The following is a 20,069-nucleotide window of genomic DNA, read 5'->3' on the forward strand; positions in this document are numbered from 1 at the left end:
CAATGTCAAGGGAGGGTGTACGGCGGGAAGGATCGCCGGTTAGCGGAAACTGTCAAAAAATCTTGTTAGCCCGCTTTTTGTACAGAGACAGAATTGGCTTCCTCACTGCCGGTAACCGAAAATGCCGCGGAAGCGGAATGGAACGTATCCCCGATGCCGATCAACACAGGTTCGTTCACACCCAGTCTCTCTACCGCGACAGCCAGTTGCGCAAGCGAACCGCACCATCGTTGTTCATTGGCGCGGCTGACGGAAATCATCACGACCACGGGCGTCGAAGCGGGCATTCCGTGGGCGAGCAGGCAGGACTGGATATCCCCGGCGGTTCGCCCGCCCATATAGAAAACGGTTGTCACGGAGGGGTTCGACAGGGATTGCCAGTCGATATTCTCCGGCAGCTTTCCCTGCCGGGAATGGCCGGTGACGAAGCGAACCGACTGGGCATGGTCGCGATGGGTCAGGGAAACACCCAGGCGCGAGGCCATGGCGCTTGCGGCGGTGATGCCGGGCACAATCTCGACCGGGATATTTTCAGCCTCCAGCGCGGCGATCTCCTCGCCGGCGCGCCCGAAAATCATTGGATCGCCGGATTTCAACCGCACCACCCGTTTGCCGGCCTTGGCGAGGCGGATCATCATGTCATTGATATCTTCCTGCCTGCAGCTTTCCCGGCCGCCGCGCTTGCCGACCAGCATGCGCTTCGCCTCCCGCCGCGCCAGTTCCAGCACCTCGGCTGAAACGAGATCATCGAACAGGATGACATCGGCCGCCTGCAAAGCGCGCACCGCTTTCAGCGTCAGTAGTTCGGCATCGCCCGGTCCGGCACCTACAAGCGTTACAAGGCCGCGCCCCGATCCTGCCCGCGCAACCTGCATTCCGATATCCGCAAGCAGCCGTTCCTCGCTGCCCTCATCCAGCCTTTCGGTAAAGGCGCGATCGACGAATTTTTCCCAGAAAGAACGCCGCGACGCACCGGGAGCGAGCCGCAGATTGACGCGCTCGCGGATTGTCTGGGCAAGCGCGCCCCAGTCCTTCAGCGAAAGCGGCAGCAATGTCTCGATGCGCCGGCGGATGGCCTGCGCCAGAATGGGTGCTGCGCCATCGGTGGAGATAGACACCACCACCGGCGAGCGATTGACGATGGAGCCGAACTGGAACTGGCAGAATTCCGGCTTGTCGATGACATTGACGGGAACGCCGGCCGCCCGCGCGGCATCGTAGAAACTCCCGGCTTCCGCATCGGTCTCGCAATCCGCCAGCGCCAGTTCCGCACCCTCGAAAATATCCGGAGCCCACGGACGGTCATGCCATCTCAGCATCTGGCCTTTTGCGACAAGCGCTGCAAAGCTTTCCGACAGCTCGCTTTCCTCGCAATAAAGATGAAGCTCCGCCCCGCAGGCCAGCAGCAGTTCCGCCTTCCAGGCGGCCCCATCCGATCCGCCCGCCAGCACCACGCGCTTCCCCTCAAGCCCCCAGAAGACCGGCAACTTGGCTAATCTTTCCATGCGAGCCGGTTCATTCCGCTGCGGTTTTAAGGCATCCATCGATGATCCCCCTGATTTCGGCGCGGCAGGAGCCGCAATTGGTTCCGGCATTCAACGCCTTGCCGATGGCTTCGACGCTATGGCAGCCGTCGCGGATGGCCGCCGTTATCTGGTTCACCCCCACATTAAAGCAGGAGCAGACGGTGGCGCCCGGATCGGCGCGGCCGGCACCGGGGCGACCGGCGACCAGCGCAAAACGCATGCGCAGATCCTCATGACGTTCGGTCAATTGCGAGATCGCCCAGTTGCGGGCAACGGCCACTGGCTCCCTGGCGACGAACAGGGCCGCCAGCAGGATATCGCCGTCGAAGAAGGCAAGGCGCAGGTCGCCCGTCTGCCGGTCGCTATAACCCAGCGGCTCGATCCTGGCCTCTATGCCGAAGACCTGCCTCGCCCAGAGTGTCCAGTCCTGCGGCTCCTCGACAAAGGCAAGCTCCATGCGATAGCCGCCATCGGCTTTGGCCGTGGCCCAATAGGCACAATTCGGCGCATCCGGTCGGATGCGGGAGATGGCGAAACCATAGGCTTTCGCTTCGAAGCGCCGTGCCTTCACCGCCACATTTTTCGAGGCGGGCTGGCCGGAATGCGGGTCCGTCACCGGGGCAACCACGACATCAATGCGCGCCTGCGACGCGAACTGATCGTTCCAGTGCATCGGCGCAAATACCGAGCCGCGCGCCTGCCTTTCGCTGACCAGCGCCCGCAGCAGAACCTTGCCATGGGGGCTTTCCAGTTCCACCAGATCGGCGCTTTCGATACCCAACGCCTGCGCATCGCGCGGATGAAGCTCGGCGAAGGGTTCGGCGATATGGGCAGTAAGGCGCGCACTTTTGCCCGTGCGGGTCATGGTGTGCCATTGATCGCGGATGCGGCCGGTATTCAGCGTCAGCGGATAATCCGCCGATGTTCTGCCCGTCTCCGGCAGGGTGGTGACAATAAACCGCGCCTTGCCATCGGCATGGTAAAACCGGCCATCGGCGAAAAAGCGGGTAACGACGGCGTCGCCCGGCCCGGCTTTCGGCCATTGAAACGGCGTCATCGCATCGTAGGAATTCCGCTCGACACCGCTGATATCGAAATCGCGACTGCCCGCGTTCTCAAAGCCGGAAAGAGCGGCATGTTCGGCAAAAATCTCCGATGCCTGGCCATAGGCGAAGGCCGTGCCGAAACCCATGCGCCGGCCCACTTCCGCCATTTGCCACCAGTCCGCTTTCGCTTCGCCGGGTGCCGCGAGAAAACCGCGCTGGCGGGAAATGCGCCGCTCGGAATTGGTGACGGTGCCGTCCTTTTCCCCCCAACCAAGCGATGGCAGAAGCACATGGGCATGGCGGGCCGTATCGGTACTCGCCATGACATCGGACACCACAACGAAGGGACAGGCCCTGATGGCCGCCTCGACGGCACCGGCATCCGGCATGGAAACGACAGGGTTGGTCGCCATGATCCACAGCGCCTTGATGCGGCCCTCGGCCACCGCCCGGAACATATCCACCGCCTTCAGTCCGGGCCTTTGCGCAATGGCGGGTGAGGACCAGAAACGCTGCACGCGGTCGCGGTCTTCGGCACTTTCGATGGCCATATGGGCGGCCAGCATGTTGGCCAGCCCGCCGACTTCGCGCCCGCCCATGGCGTTCGGCTGGCCGGTCAGCGAAAACGGGCCCATGCCCGGCCTGCCGATGCGGCCGGTGGCAAGGTGGCAATTGATGATCGCGTTAACCTTGTCCGTGCCGCTCTGCGACTGGTTGACGCCCTGACTGTAACAGGTGACGGTTTTTTCGGTGCCTTCGAACAATTCGTAAAAGGAAATCAGTTCGGCGACTGTCAGGCCGGTGGCCTCGGCGATCTCCGGCAGACTATGCTCGCTTGCGGCCTGCATCGCTGCATCAAAACCGGCCGTGTGACTTTCCACATAATCGCGATCGATTGCGCTGCTGTCGGAAAGATGCGCCAGCAGGCCGGTAAACAGCGCCACGTCTCCATCCGGGCGGATGGCGAGGTGCATGTCGGCAATATCGGCGCTCATCGTCCGGCGCGGATCGATAACGACGACCTTCATTTCCGGCCGCGCCGCCTTTGCCGCCGCAAGCCTTTGGTAAAGCACCGGATGGCACCAGGCGAGATTGGAACCGGTGAGGATCACCAGATCGGCAAGCTCCATATCCTCATAGGTGCCCGGCACCGTATCGGCCCCGAAGGCACGGCGATGGCCGGCGACGGAAGACGACATGCAGAGCCTGGAATTGGTATCGATATTGGCCGAGCCGATAAAACCCTTCATCAGCTTGTTGGCGAGGTAATAATCCTCGGTCAGCAATTGGCCGGAGACGTAAAAGGCAACCGAATCCGGGCCGTGTTCGGCGATGGCTTGAGAGAACCGGGAAGCGACGAGATCAAGCGCTTCGTTCCATGCCGCCCGTCTGCCGCTGATTTCGGGGTGGAGCAGGCGACCGTCGAGGTCGATGGTTTCAGCCAGAGCCGAACCTTTGGAACACAGCCGGCCGAAATTGGCGGGGTGGTCCTGATCGCCTCTGACGGACACCGCGCCATCGTCTTTGACAGTGGCGATGACGCCGCAGCCGACGCCGCAATAGGGACAGGTGGTTTTTGTTTCAACGGGCATGGGTTTGCCCCCTCAGTGCCTGGCGGTTACCCCCCTCTGTCCTGCCGGACATCTCCCCCTCAAGGGGGGAGATCAATCGCGGCACAAACTTCCTTTCACAACTGGCGTCGTCGCCGGTGGAGAGGGAACGAGGAGCCCTCCGCTTGTCGATCTCCCCCCTTGAGGGGGAGATGCCCGGCAGGGCAGAGGGGGGTAAAGCCACCGCCATCGCAATTCACTCCGCCGCAATCATCAGGGTTTCGAGCGCTATCGAAAGCCTTCCATCCAGATTACGCACCGGAATGGTCCGCACCTCGCCCTCATCCGCCCCAAGCGCCTTGCCGGTCTCCAGCGAAATCACCCAGTTGTGCAGCGGACATGTCACCGAAGCGCCATGCACGATGCCCTGGCTCAGCGGCCCGCCCTTGTGCGGGCAATGGTCCTCGATGGCAAAGACCTGATTTTCCGCCGTGCGGAACACGGCGATCTTGCCCATCGGCGTTTTGACGCAACGCGCGCCGCGCAGGGGAATGTCGGAGATATCGCCAATATCGATCCAGTTGCTGTCCATCGTTCTCACTCCGCCGCCTCACTGAAACCGATTGCCGCCATGGGCCTGAATTCGTGCTTGTCGTGGCCGGATACGCGTTCCGACCAGGGATCGACCTGCGCGAAGTTCTGGCTGAAGACGAAGCGGTCGAAATAGGCCTTGCGCTTTTCCGCATCGTCCATGATCTGGCGGCGGATTTCGTCGTAACCGATGCGCTTGGCCCATTTGTAGATGCGCTCGAGATAGCGCGCCTGTTCGCGATACATCTGCGTCAGCGCCACGATGTGCTCCAGCGCCTCATCCTCGGTTTTGACAAGACCCAGAACTTCCGTGCCCTTGATATCGAGACCGGCGGCACCGGCGAAATGGATCTCGAAACCGGAATCGACGCAGATGACGCCGATATCCTTGCAGGTCGCCTCCGCGCAGTTGCGCGGACAGCCGGAAACGGCAAGTTTCAGCTTGGCGGGCGTCCACGAGCCCCACATGAATTTTTCGATGCGGATGCCAAGCCCAGTGGAATCCTGCGTGCCGAAGCGGCACCATTGCTGGCCGACGCAGGTTTTGACCGTGCGCAAACCTTTGGCGTAGGCCTGGCCGGAAATGAAGCCGGCCTTGCCGAGATCGGCCCAGACCGCCGGCAAATCCTCCTTCTCGATGCCGAGAAGATCGATGCGCTGGCCGCCCGTTACCTTCACCATCGGGATTTCGAACTTGTCGACCACATCCGCAATCGCCCTCAGTTCGGAGGAAGAGGTAACGCCGCCCCACATGCGCGGCACTACGGAATAGGTGCCGTCCTTCTGGATATTGGCGTGGACGCGCTCGTTGATATAGCGCGATTGGTAATCGTCGGCATATTCATCCGGCCAGTCGCAGACGAGGTAATAATTGAGCGCCGGCCGGCATTTGGCGCAGCCGCAGGAGGTCTTCCATTCCAGCTCCTGCATTACGGCTGGGATGGTCTTCAGCCCCTTGGCCTTGATCAGACGGCGCACATCGTCGTGGCCGAGATCGGTGCATTTGCACATGGGCTGCACGGCAGCGGGATTATAGCTGTCGCCGAGCGTTATCGTCATCAGCTGCTCGACAAGGCCGGTGCAATTGCCGCAGGAGGCGGATGCCTTCGTGTGGGCGCGCACATCATCCAGCGAGGTCAGCCCCTTGGAAGTGATGGCCGAGGTGATCTTGCCCTTGCAGACGCCGTTGCAGCCGCAGATTTCCGCATCATCCGGCAAGGCTGCAACGGCCGCCATAGGGTCCAGCGGCGACCCTCCCTGATAGGCTTGGCCGAAGATCAGGGTTTCGCGCATGGCGGAAATATCGGTCGATTTCTTCATCAGATCGAAGAACCAAGACCCATCCGCCGTCTCGCCATAGAGAACCGCGCCGATGATGCGGTTTTCCTTGAGGATCAGGCGCTTATAGACGCCTGCGGTGGCGTCGCGCAGCACGATTTCCTCGCGGTCGTCGCCTTCTGCGAAATCGCCGGCGGAAAACAGGTTGATGCCGGTGACCTTCAGCTTGGTATTGGTAACGGAGCCATGATATTCGGCCGAACCGCCGCACAGCCGGTCTGCCAGCACCCGCGCCGATTCATAAAGCGGCGCAACGAGGCCATAACACATGCCGCGATGTTCGGCGCATTCGCCAAGCGCATAGATCGAGGCGTCCGACGTCATCATGCCGTCATCCACCACGATGCCGCGATTGACGGCGATGCCGGCCTCCTTGGCAAGACCCGAGGCAGGACGGATGCCGACCGCCATCACCACCATGTCGCCCTTGATGACCCGGCCGTCTTCCAGCTCGATGCCTTCGACCTTCTCCTCACCCAGAATGCATTTGGTATTGGCTTTGGTGATGATGTCGATGCCGCGCTCATTGAGCGCTTTTTCGAGAAGATAGGCCGCTGCCGGGTCGAGCTGACGCTCCATGATCGTCGGCATCAGGTGGATGACGGTGACATCCATGCCCTGACGCTTCAGGCCATAGGCGGCCTCCAGCCCGAGAAGACCAGCGCCGATGACGATGGCACGGCCCTTGCCCTCGGCGATCGCCAGCATCTTCGTCACATCGTCGAGATCGCGGTAGGCGAGCACGCCCGGCAATTGATGGCCGGGGACGGGAATGATGAAGGGCGACGAACCGGTGGCGATCACCAGCTTGTCGTAGGAAACCGTTATGCCGTTTTCGCTGCTCACGGTCTTCCTGTCGCGGTCGATACCGGTGACCTTTGCGCCCTTGTGCAGCGTGACATTGTTAGCCGCATACCATTCGTCATTGTGGATGACGATGTCTTCATAGCTCTTTTCGCCTGAGAGCACCGGCGAGAGCATAATGCGGTCGTAATTGACGCGCGGCTCGGCGTTGAAAATGGTGACGTCGTAAAGGCCGGGGGCGGTTTCGAACAGGTTCTCCAGCATGCGCCCCGGCGCCATGCCATTGCCGATGATGACGAGTTTTTGCGTCATGGTCGTTACTCCGCGGCTTCGACGAAGCGGTGACGTTCGTAAAGGAACTTCAGCACGGCCTCGCGGCATTTGAGATAGGTCTTGTCGGATGCAAGCTCGATGCGGTTGCGCGGGCGTGCCAGCGGCACCTCCAGCACTTCGCCGATATGGGCGGCGGGACCGTTGGTCATCATCACGATACGGTCGGAGAGCAGCACCGCCTCGTCGACATCATGGGTAATCATGACCATGGTGTTGCCGAGCCGGGCGTGGATTTCCATCACCGCATCCTGGAGATGGGCACGGGTCAGCGCGTCCAGCGCACCGAAGGGCTCGTCCAGCAGCAGGATCTTCGGCTCCATGGCGAGCGCGCGGGCAATGCCGACACGCTGCTTCATGCCGCCGGAAATTTCAGACGGTTTCTTGTCCTTGGCATGGGCCATCTGCACGAGATCGAGATTGCGCATGACCCAGTCATGCCGCTCGGCCCGGGTCTTGGTATTGCGGAAGACCTTCTCGACAGCGAGGTTGACGTTTTCATAAACCGAAAGCCAGGGCAGCAGGCTGTGGTTCTGGAACACCACGGCGCGCTCCGGACCCGGCTCGTTGACTTCGCGGTTTTCGAGCAGAACGGCGCCGGCAGACACTTTCGTCAGCCCGGCAATGAGGTTGAGCATGGTGGACTTGCCGCAGCCGGAATGGCCGATGACGGAGACGAATTCGCCTTTTTCGATGGTGAGATTGATGCCTTTCAGCACCTCGGCGCGCGAGCCGCCCTTGTCGAAATATTTGTCGATGTGATCGAGCTTCAGATAAGCGTTCATGATTGATTTCTCCTCTGACGCAATTCCGGACGGAAAACCGGTTTCCACTTTTCCTGGAATTGCTTGTCTCTTAATTTGCCGCAGCGCCGCGGGTGATGACCTTGCCGAGCGCCGCCACCAGCTTGTCGAGCACGAAGCCGACGACGCCGATGTAAACGAGCGCCACGATGATGTCGGGCAGGCGCGAGGAGTTCCACGCATCCCAGATGAAGAAGCCGATGCCGACGCCGCCGGTCAGCATTTCCGCCGCGACGATCGCGAGCCACGAAAGGCCGACACCGATGCGCAGGCCGGTGAAGATGTAGGGTGCCGCCGAAGGCAGCATGATCTTGAAGAAGAATTCCAGCTGGTTGAGCCGCAGCACCTGCGCCACGTTGCGGTAGTCCTGCGGAATATTGCGCACGCCGACTGCGGTATTGATGATGACCGGCCAGATGGAGGTGATGAAGATCACGAAAATGGCGGAAGGATTGCTGTCCTGAAAGGCGGCCAGCGAAAGCGGCAGCCAGGCAAGCGGTGGCACGGTGCGCAGCACCTGAAAGATCGGGTCGAGACCGCGCATGGCCCAGACCGACTGGCCGATCACCGCACCGAGGATGATGCCGGCAATGGCGGCAAGGCCGAAACCGTAAGCCACACGCTCCAGCGAGACCAGCACGCGCCAGCCAAGGCCGATATCCTGCGAACCGTTGTGGAAGAAGGGCGATACGATGAGATCGTAGCTCTCCTCGAAAACCTGGCTCGGCGGCGGCAGCGATGAGCCGGGGGCGGAACAGAGCAATTGCCAGACGCCGAGCAGAATGGCGAGAACGACAAGCGGCGGGATGATGTTGCGTGCGGCGGCCGCACCCCATTTGCGCAGATCGATCCGCGGCGACTGTTTCGGCGCAAGCGCCACGACGTTTGCCTTCTGCGCTACCGGCTGCTGCGGCTCTTCGTTGAATTTTCGGGCCAATGCGGACATGGGCGTTTCCTCTTGATTTCGGTTGCGGTCTGGGGCTCGCCCCTCATCCGGTCTTCAGTCGCGCTGGTTGGGCAGCGCACCTGGCGGATGAGGGGCGATACCCCGGGTCTCCTCCTCAGGAGGCCGCCTTGATGGACAGGCTTTCGAGATAGGCCGACGGATTTTCCGGATCGAAGACCTTGCCGTCGAAGAAGGTTTCCTTGCCGCGCGAGGTGGAGGCGGGAAGATCGGCGACGCCGAGATCCTTGGCCGCCGCGCGCCAGATATCCTCGCGGTTCACCTTCTCGACCAGCGCCTTCACATCCGTGTCGGGTGCGAATTTGCCCCAGCGGATGTTTTCCGCGATGAACCAGCTGTCATGGCTGCGGAAGGGATAGGAGGCATGGTCCTGCCAGAACTTCATCTGCAGGCCGGTATTTTCGAGCACGCGGCCGTTGCCGTAATTGATATTGCCCTTCAGGCGGCCAAGCACATCCTTCGGCGGCACGTTGAACCATTGGCGTTTGCCGAGGATGGTGGACATTTCCTCCTTGTTCGCCATTTCGTCGCACCATTGCTGCGCCTCCATCACGGCCATCAGCAGCGCCTTGGTGGCGTTGGGGTTCTTTTCCACCCAGTCGGCGCGCATGCCGAGCGCCTTTTCCGGATGGCCCTTCCAGAGTTCGCCGGTGGTACAGGCCGTAAAACCGATGCCCTGATTGACGAGCTGCTCGTTCCAGGGCTCGCCCACACAGAAGACGTCCATGTTGCCGACCTTCATATTGGCGACCATCTGCGGCGGCGGAACGACGATGGTGGAGACGTCCTTGTCCGGATCGATGCCGCCGGCGGCAAGCCAGTAGCGGATCCAGAGATCATGCGTGCCGCCGGGGAAGGTCATGGCAGCCTTGATTTCCTTGCCTTCGGCCTTCTTCTTCTCGAAAGCCGCCTTCAACTTGGAAGCATCGAGCTGAACGCCAGTCTCTGCATATTCCTTAGCGACGGAAATGCCCTGGCTGTCGAGGTTGAGGCGGGCGAGGATGGTCATCGGCACCGGCACATTGTTCTGCGTCACCTTGCCGGTATGCATGAGATAGGGCATCGGTGTCAGAATATGCGCGCCATCGATGCCGTTCGATGCGCCGCCTAGCACGAGATTGTCGCGCGTCGCACCCCAGGAGGCCTGTTTCAGAACCTCGACATCCGGCATGCCGTGTTTGGCGAACAGGCCCTTTTCCGCCGCAATGATGAGCGGGGCGGCATCGGTGAGCGCGATAAAGCCGATTTTCGCGCCTTTCACCTCTGGCTCGGCGGTGGCTGCGAAAGCACCGGACGGAAAGGCCACGCGCACGGCGCTGACAAGGGCGGCGGTGGCTGTCGTCTTCAGTATCGTGCGGCGGCTGACATCGCCGGAGAATATTTTTTTCATTCGCATGTTCCCCTTATTGGGCCACCTCTGCGGGTGACGTTTTCGCTTGCGAAAAAACCTGAAAATAAAAAAACGCCGCTCGGTGTTTGCGCCTGCGGAACGGGAGGTGTTCCGGGCAGCAAAACCTTGCGACGTCTGTGTCTTCTGAAAGCGCCTATGCCGCGCCTTGCTTGCCCCGATCGCCGTTGACCGGTGCAAAAAACAAGAAGCAAAAGGCGTGCCAGTTTATAAAAACAAGATTATATTATTGAAAATAAAAGAGTATTTTTGCAAATCGATCTACTGATTAAATTTTAATCAGCATGTTTTTTGTCTTCCATTTGTGCAAAGAGAAGAATCCTGCGCTTGAAATTTGCGCAGCCCCAAAGGCACGACGCCGCTTACGTCTCGCCTGAAGTCGGAGAAAACGGCGCGGCGGTGCGCACGGAAAAGGCGTTCACGTAGCCGGTAATGTCGGCGGGATCGAATATGAGGCCATCCACGAAACGGTCCTGCTCTTCCTGCCCTTCGATGCGGATATCGGCATCGTCAGGTGCGTTGGCGTCGCCCAGCGCCGCCCGATAAATATCCGGCCGGTAGGCAGACAGGGCCGCCTCCACACCGGCCTGTGAAAATTCGGCCTGCCCCCAGCGGATCATCTGGCTGTAGATCCACAATGCCTGGCTCTGGCGCGGATAATTGGCGTGACCGCCGTGGAAAATGAAATAATTGTCGATCACCCGGCGGTTGCCCTGGCTGTCGATGCTGAATTCACCGGCAAGCACACGACGGATGATGCCTTCCGGTGCGCCGATATAGCGGGGATCGGCAAGGGCTGCGCTCAGATCATCGTGATTTTCGGCAAGGTCGCACCAGCGCGCGGCGGCATCGAGCGCCGTCAGCAGCCGTCCGACCGTTTCCTGCTGGTTTTCCGCCCATTCGGGTCGCATGCCGATGACCTTTTCCGGTGCGGAAGGCCACAAATCCTGTTTGGCCGCAACGATGCGACCGACACCGCGCTCGGCGGCGACGATGTTCCACGGCGCTCCGACGCAGAAACCGTCAATGCCCCCTGCGGCAAGCGCATCCGAGGTCAATGGCGGCGGCACCACCACAAGCTTGACATCGTGATCGGGGTGAATGCCGCCGGCGGCAAGCCAGTAGCGAAACTCGTAATTATGCGATGAAAACGGATAGGTCATGCCGAGCGTCGGCGTCGGTTCGCCGCGGGCGCGCATATCATCGAGCACCCGCTTCAACGCCTCGGCGTTTTCAAGCGCTCCCGCCGTTTCGGAAAGCCCGGTCAAAGCCTTCATCCGCGCAAACAGCCGGGTTGAGAGCGTGATCGCATTGCCGCCGCGTCCGAGTGAAAAGGGCGTGATGGTCGGCGACGGGTTGGAGCCGAGCCCGAGCATGGAGGCGACGGGCATCGGCGACAGCATGTGGGCGATATCGAATTGCCGAAACGCCAGCCGGTCGCGCACATTCGCCCAGGAAACGTCCTTGACGAGATCGAGCGAAAGGCCTTCGCGTTCTGCGAAACCGAATTCGGCCGCAGCAATCAGGACGGATGCGTCGACAAGGGGAATAAAGCCGGCGCGCAGGATTTTCTGCCGGTCGCTGCCGACGATTGCCGGTGCTTGCGTTACGCCGCTGTCTGATCCGGCCGTTTTTTCCGGTGCCGCCATATCATCCACTCCCTGACTGTCCGACCGGCGGTTCGTCACATCAACAGACCGGCCGCGGTGACCACGCTTTGCGCGATCTCGGAAATCTTCTTTTTCTCGTTCATTGCCGTTTGCCGCAAAAGCGCAAAGGCCTCCTCTTCGGAAAGGCCGCGCATCTTCATCAAAATGCCCTTGGCGCGCTCGATGACCTTGCGTTCCTCAAGCGCCGATTTCGCTTCGGCAAGTTCCCGCTGCAGACGGCTGAAGGCATTGAAACGGCTGACCGCCATATCGAGAATGGGCTTGACCCGCTCCTTCTTCAGCCCGTCCACCACATAGGCGGAAACGCCTGCCTCGACGGCCGCCTCGATGGACGCGGTGTCGGAGCGATCGACAAACATGGCGATCGGCCGGCCGACCGTTCGGGTGAGCTGGAACAGATGCTCCATCATGTCACGATTGGGATTTTCAAGATCGATGAAGATGACATCGGGCTGCAGCGTCTCGATGGTGCGCGCCACCCCGTTCACTTCGTGGATGACCGTGACGCGATGATAGCCGGCCTCGCGCAGCCCCTCCTCGATGATGGAGGCGCGGATCGCGTTTTCGTCGATAACGAGAATGGTCAGGTCGCGAAGCGTCATGTCAGCATTGATGACGCAGCGCAGCAAACTTGGCAATCGCCTGCGGATGCAAAAAATGGCGGGAGCGGCAAGGGTCGTTTCCTCCCCTGCCGCGCATCATGTCAGGAAGCGTGTTCGACGGCGCGTTCAAGCGCCTTCAGAACCGTCCGCTCGGACAGATTGAGATAGATTTCCATCTCGTCGCCGGCCTCTTGCGCCTTGCCTTCTTCCATCAGCGACAGAATCTTGCTGTTCATGTCCACGAAGGGGGAATGAAGCTGTTCGGGATCTTTCAGCAAGCCGAAACAAAGCCTGAGTTCAGCGGCGATACGCTCGTAAAAATCGCTGAGGCGGGCGCTGTCGAGAAGATCGACGACGGCGGCGTGAAACTTCATGTTGGCGCTGCCCACACCCAGCCAGTCGGCATCTTCGCGCTTGACCTTGGCATCCTCTACCGCTGCCCGCATCGTCTTGATTGCGGTATGCTTGTGCCAGGCTTGGCGAAGTGCTCCGCATTCCACCATGCGCCGCACCCGATAAATATCGATGACCGAGGACATGGTGGGAACGGCGACGAACACGCCGCGATTTGCCTCATGGCGCAGAAGCCCGTCCTTGGTCAGCAGCCGAAAGGCTTCGCGCAGCGAATTGCGCGAGACGTCGAAACGTTCACTGAAGGCTGCCTCTGAAAGGCGCTGTCCCGGCATCAACTCGCCGGAGATCAGCAGGGTGCGAATGCCCTTGGCCAATCGATCCGCAAGCGGCAGACCCTCTATCGTTTCGGTCATGGCGCTCCTTTCCTTAAGAGCAATGCAGCATCGGGAATTCCGTGACAGGCATGTTCGGACACGGCATGATTGCCCTTAAAGCGTGTCGCGGAGCTTTCAGACCAGCTCCTTACGCTTTAAGCCATTGTTGGCGCATGTCGTTATCGCAAACCGCTGCACACTTTGCGCGACATGCTTTAGCACAAAGCATTAGCAAAGCACGAAAAAAACGTGATGAATTCCCGCGCATAACGTCCAACAAATAGACAGAATAAGAGAACGATTATTATTTATTGTTGAACAATGTTGACAATTTCACGGAACAGGACAAGATCGTCCGCATAAAGCATCCGCGAGGGGCGGATTGCGACAGGAGCGGAGAAAATCCATGGAGCAGAACAAGCTCTCGCCCGCCGACCCGAATGAGGTTGCGCGCAAGGCGAAAAATCAACGTTATGCCTTGCTTTCGGCAATGTTCCTGATGTCGATGTCGGCCGTCGGGCCGGGCTTCATCACGCAGACTGCGAATTTCACGGTGAAACTGGGCGCCGCCTTCGCATTCGCCATCATTATTTCCATCCTGATCGACTTCGTCGTACAGGCCAATATCTGGCGCATCGTTACCATCACCCGGATGCGGGCACCGGCGATTGCCAATGCCGCCATTCCGGGCTCGGGTTATCTACTCGCCATTCTTGTCATCATCGGCGGCCTGTTCTTCAACATCGGCAATATCGGCGGCGCCGGTCTGGGCTTCAACGCCATGATCGATCTCGATCCGAAGATCGGCGGCGCGATCGGCGCACTGGCAGCCATCGGCATCTTCCTGTCCCGTCGCGCAGGCATCGCGATGGACCGCGTGGTTTTCGTCGCGGCCTTCGTCAAACTGGCGCTGATCCTTTATGCGGCATATGTCTCCGGACCGCCGGTAGCGGAAGCCTTTCGCCAGACCTTCCTGCCCGACACGATCGATTTCGTTACCATCACCACCATCGTCGGCGGCACGGTCGGCGGCTATATCACTTATGCCGGCGCGCATCGCCTGCTGGACAAGGGAATGGTGGGCGTTGAAAATATCAGCGCGGTCAATCGCGCGGCGTTGAGCGGCATCGCCATCACCGGCGTATTGCGCTATATCCTGTTCCTTGCCATCCTCGGTGTGGTCGCCAGCGGCGTGGTCATCGATCTGTCCGGCAAGGCGGCAAACCCTGCAGGCCAGGCCTTCCATGCCGCTGCCGGCGATATCGGCTTCCGCCTCTTCGGCGCGGTTTTCCTCGCCTCGGCCATGACCAGCATCATCGGTGCGGCCTACACCTCCGTGTCGTTCCTGACCGCTTTCAAGCCTGACATAACGGAGCGCCAGCGTAATCTGGCAACGGTTGGCTTCATTGCCATCTCGCTGATCGCCTATATCATCATCACCACACCGCCTGCAGCCATGCTCGTCTTCGTCGGCGGCCTCAACGGTCTCGTTCTACCGATCGGCCTTTCGATCTTCATGTATGCCGCGTGGAAACGCGCGGATCTGATGCATGGATATCATTATCCGCGCTGGCTGCTGGTGCTTGGCGTGCTGACCTGCGCACTCACCTGGTATATGGCCTATAAGTCGGCGGGCGCGATCTTTGCCCTGCTCGGCTACTGATAGAATTAGAGGGAGGCAAACATGGCCGCTATCGATCTCAACAGCGATCTTGGCGAAAGTTACGGCGCATGGCGCATGGGAGACGATGAGGCGATGCTCGCCATCGTTTCCAGCGCCAACATCGCCTGCGGATTTCATGCCGGCGATCCGGCCGGCATCTACCGCACCGTCAAGGCGGCCGCCGAAAAAGGCGTGGTCGTCGGCGCCCATGTTTCCTATCCGGACCGCGTCGGCTTCGGCCGCCGCGATCTGGACGCGACCTCGGAAGAACTGATCGCCGATGTCATCTACCAGATCGGCGCGCTGAAAGGCGTTGCCGCCGCTGCCGGCACCACGGTGCGTTACGTCAAGCCGCATGGCGCACTTTACAACCGCATCGCCAATGACGCGAAACAGGGACAGGCCGTCATTGACGGCATCAAGGCCATCGATCCTTCGCTGGTGCTGATGGGTCTCGCGAATGCACCTATCCTCGATCTTGCCCGCAAGGCAGGTCTTGCCGTCGTTGCCGAAGCTTTCGCGGATCGCGCCTATACGCCTCAGGGCCAGCTCGTCTCCCGCCGCGAGGCCGGTGCCGTGCTGCATGACGCGGCGAAAATCGCCGACCGCATGGTGCAGCTTGCCCGCGAAGGCACGCTGGAGGCGATCGATGGCAGCATCATAAAGATCGAGGCGCAATCCATCTGCGTGCACGGCGACAGCCCCGGTGCCGTCGCCATTGCCCAGGAAATCCGCCGCCGTTTCGAGGCTGATGGCATCGACATCCGCTCCTTCGCATCCAATCGCTGAAAGGATAGCCGATGACGATACCGACATCCTATCTCAATCACACGGACGCCGACGCCGCACGAAAGGCCCGCGCGACCTATCGCGGTGGCCTCGTCGCCCCGACCTCCGGCATTGCACCCGGCTTCACGCAGGCGAACATGATCGTGCTGCCGCGCGACTGGGCCTTCGATTTCCTGCTTTATGCACAGCGCAATCCGAAACCCTGCCCGGTGCTGGATGTTTCCGATCCCGGTTCGCCCACCACGCTTCTGGCGCCCGGTGCCGATCTGAGAACGGACCTGCCGCTCTACCGCATCTGGCGGGACGGCAAGCTCGTCGAGGAAACGGCTGACGCCACCGCCGCCTGGGCCGAGCGGGACGATCTCGTCGCCTTCCTGATCGGCTGCAGCTTCACCTTCGAAACGCCGATGGTGGAAGCGGGCATCGAAATCCGCCACATGACCGACAAGAGCAATGTGCCGATGTATCTCACGAACCGGCCCTGCCGCCCGGCCGGTCGGCTGAAGGGCAATATGGTCGTTTCCATGCGGCCGATCCCGGCCTCACGCGTCGCCGATGCTGCGACCATTTCAGGACGTTTTCCGGCCGTGCACGGGTCACCCGTGCATGTCGGCGCACCGGAAGAGATCGGCATTACCGATCTTGCAAAGCCTGATTTCGGCGATGCGGTGCGGATAGAGCCGGGTGAAGTTCCAGTGTTCTGGGCCTGCGGCGTCACGCCACAGGCCGCCGTGATGGCGTCCGGCGTGCCCTTTGCGATCACCCATGCGCCGGGGCACATGTTCATCACCGATATTCCCGATTCCGCCTATCACGCGTGAGGACATGATGCGTTTTCTCCCCGTCAGCCTCACCACCATTCTTGTCGAACTCGCCGATCTCGATGAAACGCTGGCGCTTTTCGCCTCACTTCAGAACGATCCGGTCGAAGGTATCGAAGAGACGGTGCCGGCTGCCCGCACCCTGATGATCCGCTTTCGCCCTGAGAAGATCGGTGCCGAAGCGCTGGCTGCGCGGCTGGCAAGCCGCGATCTCTCCGCAAAAATCGCGCCTTCGGACAATCTCGTGGAAATCCCCGTCCACTATAATGGCGAGGACCTCGCCGATGTTGCCGAATTGACCGGCATGAGCGTCGAAGAGGTTATCCGCCGCCACACCGGAAGCGAGTTCACCGTAGCCTTTTGCGGTTTCGCTCCCGGCTTCGGTTATCTGGTCGGCGGCGATCCGGCGCTGCATGTGCCGCGTCGGCAAAGCCCGCGCACCCGCATTCCGGCTGGTTCAGTGGCGCTGGCCGGCGCCTTCAGCGGCGTCTACCCGCAAAACAGCCCCGGTGGCTGGCAGATCATCGGCACCACGCCGGTCAAGATGTGGGATATAGACCGCGATCCCGGCGCGCTTTTCCAGCCGGGTTACCGGGTGCGTTTCTTCGACATGGACAAGGCCGGCAAAACGGTCGACATCCCCGTCTCGGCACAGCGAAACGCCACGAAAAAGACCGCAAAAGACGGCCCGCATTTCGAGGTGCTCGCCGCCCCCATGCCCGCCATCTTCCAGGATCTCGGCCGTTTCGGCCAGACCGGACAGGGCGTTTCGGCCTCCGGCGCGCTGGATCGCGGCGCGTTCAATGCCGCAAACCGCATCGTCGGCAACCCCGTCAACACGCCCTGTCTCGAACTGACGCTCGGCGGATTTTCCTTTAAGAGCACGAGCCGCGCCGTCATTGGTATTGCAGGCGCCCCCTGCCCCATCACGATCACCACGGCAGATCGCAGTTTCGCGGCCAATATCCATGGCCCGGTGTCGCTCGAACCCGGTGATGTGGTGACCTTCGGCCAGCCACCGAAGGGCATGCGCTGTTATCTTGCCGTACGTGGCGGCTTCGATGTCGACCCGGTGCTCGGCAGTTTCGCAACGGATACGCTGGCTGTTGTCGGTCCAGAGCCGGTGGGTGCAGGCGCCATCCTGCCGCTAAAAGGCGAGAAGATCGGCCTTTCCAGCGTATCGATCGACGAGGTTCCGCCCTTCGAACCGCCGGCAACCGGCGAGGTCGTCACGCTGGACGTCGTTCTCGGCCCCCGCACCGACTGGTTCACGCAAAAGGGTATCGAGACCCTGACCGGCCAGCTCTGGCAGGTCACCCCGCAATCAAACCGGGTGGGCATCCGCCTCGCCGGCGAAGTGCCGGTGGAGCGCAGGGACAGCGCCGAATTGCCGAGCGAAGGCACCGCGACCGGGGCGATCCAGATTCCCCATAGCGGCCAGCCGGTTCTCTTCCTTGCCGATCACCCCCTGACGGGCGGTTATCCCGTCATCGGCGCGGTCGCCGAATATCATCTCGATCTTGCCGGGCAAATCCCGGTGAACGCAAAAATCAGATTCCGCCCGATTGGCCCGTTTGCCGAAATCGCGGCCAAGAACACAGAATTCCGAGGAGAAGAGCGATGAAAAAAGTGCTGATTGCCAATCGCGGCGAGATCGCGGTGCGCATCATCCGCGCATGTCGCGATTATGGCCTGCAATCGGTCGCCGTTTATGCCGATCCCGATCAGGATGCGCTTTTCGTCCGGTTGGCGGATGAGGCCTATGCGCTGGAGGGCGTGCGTCCCGCCGAGACCTATCTCGATATCGCCAAGCTGATCGCGACTGCCAAACGCGCCGGTGCGGATGCCGTGCATCCCGGTTACGGCTTCCTGTCCGAGCGCGCCGAATTTGCGCGTGCCGTTCTCGATGCCGGCCTCATCTGGATCGGCCCCGATCCACACGTCATCGAGGCACTGGGCGACAAGGTAGAGGCGCGGCGCATTGCCACCGGTGTCGGCGCTCCGCTGGTCGCGGGCAGTGACGGCCCCGTCGCTTCCGCTGCCGAAGTCACGGCCTTCGCCGAAGAACACGGCCTGCCCGTCGCCATCAAGGCGGCCCATGGCGGTGGTGGACGTGGCCTGAAGGTGGCGTGGAAGATGGAAGAGATCGCCGATCTCTACGAATCCGCCGTGCGCGAGGCAACGGCCGCCTTCGGCCGTGGCGAGTGTTTCCTTGAGCGTTTCCTCGACCGGCCGCGCCATATCGAGGCGCAGGTTCTGGCTGACAAGCATGGCAATGTGCTCGTCCTCGGCACCCGCGACTGCTCGCTTCAGCGCCGGAACCAGAAACTGATTGAAGAGGCTCCCGCCCCGTTCCTCTCCGACGAACAGCGGCAGAAAATCCATGCGGCCGCCAAGGCTATCTGCGCCGCTGCCGGTTATTCCGGCGCCGGCACCGTCGAATTCCTGCTCGGCGTCGATGGCACGATTTCCTTCCTCGAGGTCAATACGCGCCTGCAGGTGGAACATCCCGTTACCGAGGAAACCACCGGTATCGATCTCGTTATCGAGCAGTTCCGCATCGCCGAAGGCCATAAGCTGCGGGTTCTCGAAACGCCGGAACCGCGTGGACATTCGATGGAATTCCGCATCAATGCCGAAGATCCCGGCCGAGGCTTCCTGCCGACCCCCGGCTCGATCTCGCTTTTCGACGCCCCCTCCGGTCCCGGCATTCGCGTGGACAGCGGCGTCGTCAGCGGCTCCAGCGTGCCGGGCGTATTCGACTCGCTGATGGCGAAGCTCATCGTCACGGGTGCCGACCGCGATCAGGTCCTGCGCCGCGCCCGCCGCGCGCTGAAGGAATTCCGCATCGAAGGCATCGCCACGGTGCTGCCCTTCCATCGGGCGGCGATTGAAACCGAAGACTTCATCGGCACGGACGGTTTCAAGGTGCACACCCGCTGGATCGAGACCGATTTCGCCGCCATGCCGGATGCCATGGAGCGCCCGGCACCGGCCAAAGACCCTTCCGTCACCCGCACTTTCCTGGAAATCGACGGCAAGCGTGTATCGGTCGGTCTGTCCAGCCTGCTGCTCTCCAGCCTCGGTGCGGTTAGCGGCAGCAGCGCGGCGGTTCCCGGCGCCGCCACGCCCAAGGAAAAGGAAGGCGAAATCACCGCCCCGGTTTCCGGCACGCTTCAATCCTTCAAGGTGAAAGACGGGGACACGGTTTCGCAAGGCGATCTTCTGGCCGTCATGGAGGCCATGAAGATGGAGACGCAAATTGTCGCCACCAAGGCCGGCAAAGTTCGCCTGATCGTCAAGGAAGGCGACTATCTGCAGGCGGGCGCTGCCCTCCTCGACATAGCCGGCTAATATACGAACGGCCAGCCGGCCTCACAATCGCAGATCGCGTATGGCCGGCGGCGGAACCCTTTCGCCGCCGGGCCGTTTATGG

The 20,069-nt window shown here is 61.3% G+C and carries 15 protein-coding genes; 5 read left to right on the plus strand and 10 right to left on the minus strand.

The features are described 5' to 3' along the window. Window positions 1-65: 65 nt before the first annotated feature. From cysG to ACIK7D_RS17280, 10 genes are all read right to left on the minus strand, one after another. Entirely contained in the window at window positions 66-1,544 is a 1,479-nt protein-coding gene (gene cysG / locus ACIK7D_RS17235) for a siroheme synthase CysG (RefSeq protein WP_400156908.1), read from the minus strand. After that, the gene (locus ACIK7D_RS17240) at window positions 1,516-4,164 is read right to left on the minus strand and encodes a molybdopterin-dependent oxidoreductase (protein WP_400156909.1); all 2,649 of its coding nucleotides are present in this window, start codon (window positions 4,162-4,164) and stop codon (window positions 1,516-1,518) included. The genes cysG and ACIK7D_RS17240 overlap by 29 nt, the downstream gene beginning before the upstream one ends. Window positions 4,165-4,378: 214 nt before the next feature. Beyond that, complete coding sequence (nirD, locus tag ACIK7D_RS17245) at window positions 4,379-4,714, minus strand: nitrite reductase small subunit NirD (protein ID WP_003519747.1); 336 nt, start codon at window positions 4,712-4,714, stop codon at window positions 4,379-4,381. Window positions 4,715-4,719: 5 nt separating this feature from the next. Next, window positions 4,720-7,167: a nitrite reductase large subunit NirB gene (gene nirB / locus ACIK7D_RS17250; protein WP_400156910.1), complete on the minus strand. Its 2,448-nt coding sequence runs from the start codon at window positions 7,165-7,167 to the stop codon at window positions 4,720-4,722. Between the two features lie 5 nt (window positions 7,168-7,172). Further along, the gene (locus ACIK7D_RS17255; protein ID WP_003497964.1) at window positions 7,173-7,970 is read right to left on the minus strand and encodes an ABC transporter ATP-binding protein; all 798 of its coding nucleotides are present in this window, start codon (window positions 7,968-7,970) and stop codon (window positions 7,173-7,175) included. A 70-nt stretch (window positions 7,971-8,040) separates the two neighbouring features. Further along, window positions 8,041-8,934, minus strand: a complete 894-nt coding sequence (ntrB, locus tag ACIK7D_RS17260; RefSeq protein ID WP_400156911.1) for a nitrate ABC transporter permease — start codon at window positions 8,932-8,934, stop codon at window positions 8,041-8,043. A 115-nt stretch (window positions 8,935-9,049) separates the two neighbouring features. Continuing rightward, on the minus strand, window positions 9,050-10,342 hold the full coding sequence (locus ACIK7D_RS17265; RefSeq protein WP_035263483.1) for a CmpA/NrtA family ABC transporter substrate-binding protein: 1,293 nt from the start codon (window positions 10,340-10,342) through the stop codon (window positions 9,050-9,052). Window positions 10,343-10,722: 380 nt separating this feature from the next. After that, entirely contained in the window at window positions 10,723-12,009 is a 1,287-nt protein-coding gene (locus ACIK7D_RS17270) for a CmpA/NrtA family ABC transporter substrate-binding protein (RefSeq protein ID WP_400156912.1), read from the minus strand. A gap of 35 nt (window positions 12,010-12,044) precedes the next feature. Beyond that, window positions 12,045-12,632 carry an ANTAR domain-containing response regulator gene (locus ACIK7D_RS17275; RefSeq protein ID WP_003519752.1) on the minus strand — a complete coding sequence of 196 codons (588 nt, stop codon included), beginning with the start codon at window positions 12,630-12,632 and terminating at the stop codon, window positions 12,045-12,047. 101 nt (window positions 12,633-12,733) lie between these two features. Further along, window positions 12,734-13,399, minus strand: coding sequence for a GntR family transcriptional regulator (locus ACIK7D_RS17280; protein WP_080819699.1), 666 nt, complete (start codon window positions 13,397-13,399; stop codon window positions 12,734-12,736). Window positions 13,400-13,766: 367 nt separating this feature from the next. Between ACIK7D_RS17280 and ACIK7D_RS17285 the strand changes: the two genes are divergently transcribed. Genes ACIK7D_RS17285 through ACIK7D_RS17305 form a run of 5 tightly spaced genes read left to right on the plus strand, consistent with a single transcriptional unit; the run spans window position 13,767 to window position 19,987 of the window. After that, window positions 13,767-15,023 (plus strand): NRAMP family divalent metal transporter, encoded by a 1,257-nt coding sequence (locus ACIK7D_RS17285; RefSeq protein ID WP_080819701.1) that lies wholly within the window; start codon window positions 13,767-13,769, stop codon window positions 15,021-15,023. A 21-nt stretch (window positions 15,024-15,044) separates the two neighbouring features. Next, window positions 15,045-15,812 carry a LamB/YcsF family protein gene (locus ACIK7D_RS17290; RefSeq protein WP_059758319.1) on the plus strand — a complete coding sequence of 256 codons (768 nt, stop codon included), beginning with the start codon at window positions 15,045-15,047 and terminating at the stop codon, window positions 15,810-15,812. A gap of 11 nt (window positions 15,813-15,823) precedes the next feature. Further along, complete coding sequence (locus tag ACIK7D_RS17295; protein WP_112766851.1) at window positions 15,824-16,633, plus strand: putative hydro-lyase; 810 nt, start codon at window positions 15,824-15,826, stop codon at window positions 16,631-16,633. 7 nt (window positions 16,634-16,640) lie between these two features. Further along, on the plus strand, window positions 16,641-18,257 hold the full coding sequence (locus tag ACIK7D_RS17300) for a 5-oxoprolinase/urea amidolyase family protein (RefSeq protein WP_400156913.1): 1,617 nt from the start codon (window positions 16,641-16,643) through the stop codon (window positions 18,255-18,257). Further along, window positions 18,254-19,987, plus strand: a complete 1,734-nt coding sequence (locus ACIK7D_RS17305) for an acetyl/propionyl/methylcrotonyl-CoA carboxylase subunit alpha (protein ID WP_400156914.1) — start codon at window positions 18,254-18,256, stop codon at window positions 19,985-19,987. Before ACIK7D_RS17300 ends, ACIK7D_RS17305 begins: the two co-directional genes overlap by 4 nt. The last annotated feature ends 82 nt before the right edge of the window (window positions 19,988-20,069 follow it).

Source organism: Agrobacterium sp. P15N1-A, from assembly GCF_044626815.1.
Classification (GTDB): Bacteria; Pseudomonadota; Alphaproteobacteria; order Rhizobiales; family Rhizobiaceae; genus Agrobacterium; species Agrobacterium leguminum.

What these genes read in the sequence shown, in the direction of transcription:
- ACIK7D_RS17295 (WP_112766851.1), top strand. Translation starts at nt 15,824, where the DNA reads ATGACGATACCGACATCCTATCTCAATCACACGGACGCCGACGCCGCA.
- ACIK7D_RS17270 (WP_400156912.1), bottom strand. Translation starts at nt 12,009, where the DNA reads ATGGCGGCACCGGAAAAAACGGCCGGATCAGACAGCGGCGTAACGCAA.
- ACIK7D_RS17255 (WP_003497964.1), bottom strand. Translation starts at nt 7,970, where the DNA reads ATGAACGCTTATCTGAAGCTCGATCACATCGACAAATATTTCGACAAG.
- ACIK7D_RS17280 (WP_080819699.1), bottom strand. Translation starts at nt 13,399, where the DNA reads ATGACCGAAACGATAGAGGGTCTGCCGCTTGCGGATCGATTGGCCAAG.
- ACIK7D_RS17265 (WP_035263483.1), bottom strand. Translation starts at nt 10,342, where the DNA reads ATGAAAAAAATATTCTCCGGCGATGTCAGCCGCCGCACGATACTGAAG.
- nirB (WP_400156910.1), bottom strand. Translation starts at nt 7,167, where the DNA reads ATGACGCAAAAACTCGTCATCATCGGCAATGGCATGGCGCCGGGGCGC.
- ACIK7D_RS17275 (WP_003519752.1), bottom strand. Translation starts at nt 12,632, where the DNA reads ATGACGCTTCGCGACCTGACCATTCTCGTTATCGACGAAAACGCGATC.
- ACIK7D_RS17300 (WP_400156913.1), top strand. Translation starts at nt 16,641, where the DNA reads ATGCGTTTTCTCCCCGTCAGCCTCACCACCATTCTTGTCGAACTCGCC.
- ntrB (WP_400156911.1), bottom strand. Translation starts at nt 8,934, where the DNA reads ATGTCCGCATTGGCCCGAAAATTCAACGAAGAGCCGCAGCAGCCGGTA.
- cysG (WP_400156908.1), bottom strand. Translation starts at nt 1,544, where the DNA reads ATGGATGCCTTAAAACCGCAGCGGAATGAACCGGCTCGCATGGAAAGA.
- ACIK7D_RS17305 (WP_400156914.1), top strand. Translation starts at nt 18,254, where the DNA reads ATGAAAAAAGTGCTGATTGCCAATCGCGGCGAGATCGCGGTGCGCATC.
- nirD (WP_003519747.1), bottom strand. Translation starts at nt 4,714, where the DNA reads ATGGACAGCAACTGGATCGATATTGGCGATATCTCCGACATTCCCCTG.
- ACIK7D_RS17240 (WP_400156909.1), bottom strand. Translation starts at nt 4,164, where the DNA reads ATGCCCGTTGAAACAAAAACCACCTGTCCCTATTGCGGCGTCGGCTGC.
- ACIK7D_RS17285 (WP_080819701.1), top strand. Translation starts at nt 13,767, where the DNA reads ATGGAGCAGAACAAGCTCTCGCCCGCCGACCCGAATGAGGTTGCGCGC.
- ACIK7D_RS17290 (WP_059758319.1), top strand. Translation starts at nt 15,045, where the DNA reads ATGGCCGCTATCGATCTCAACAGCGATCTTGGCGAAAGTTACGGCGCA.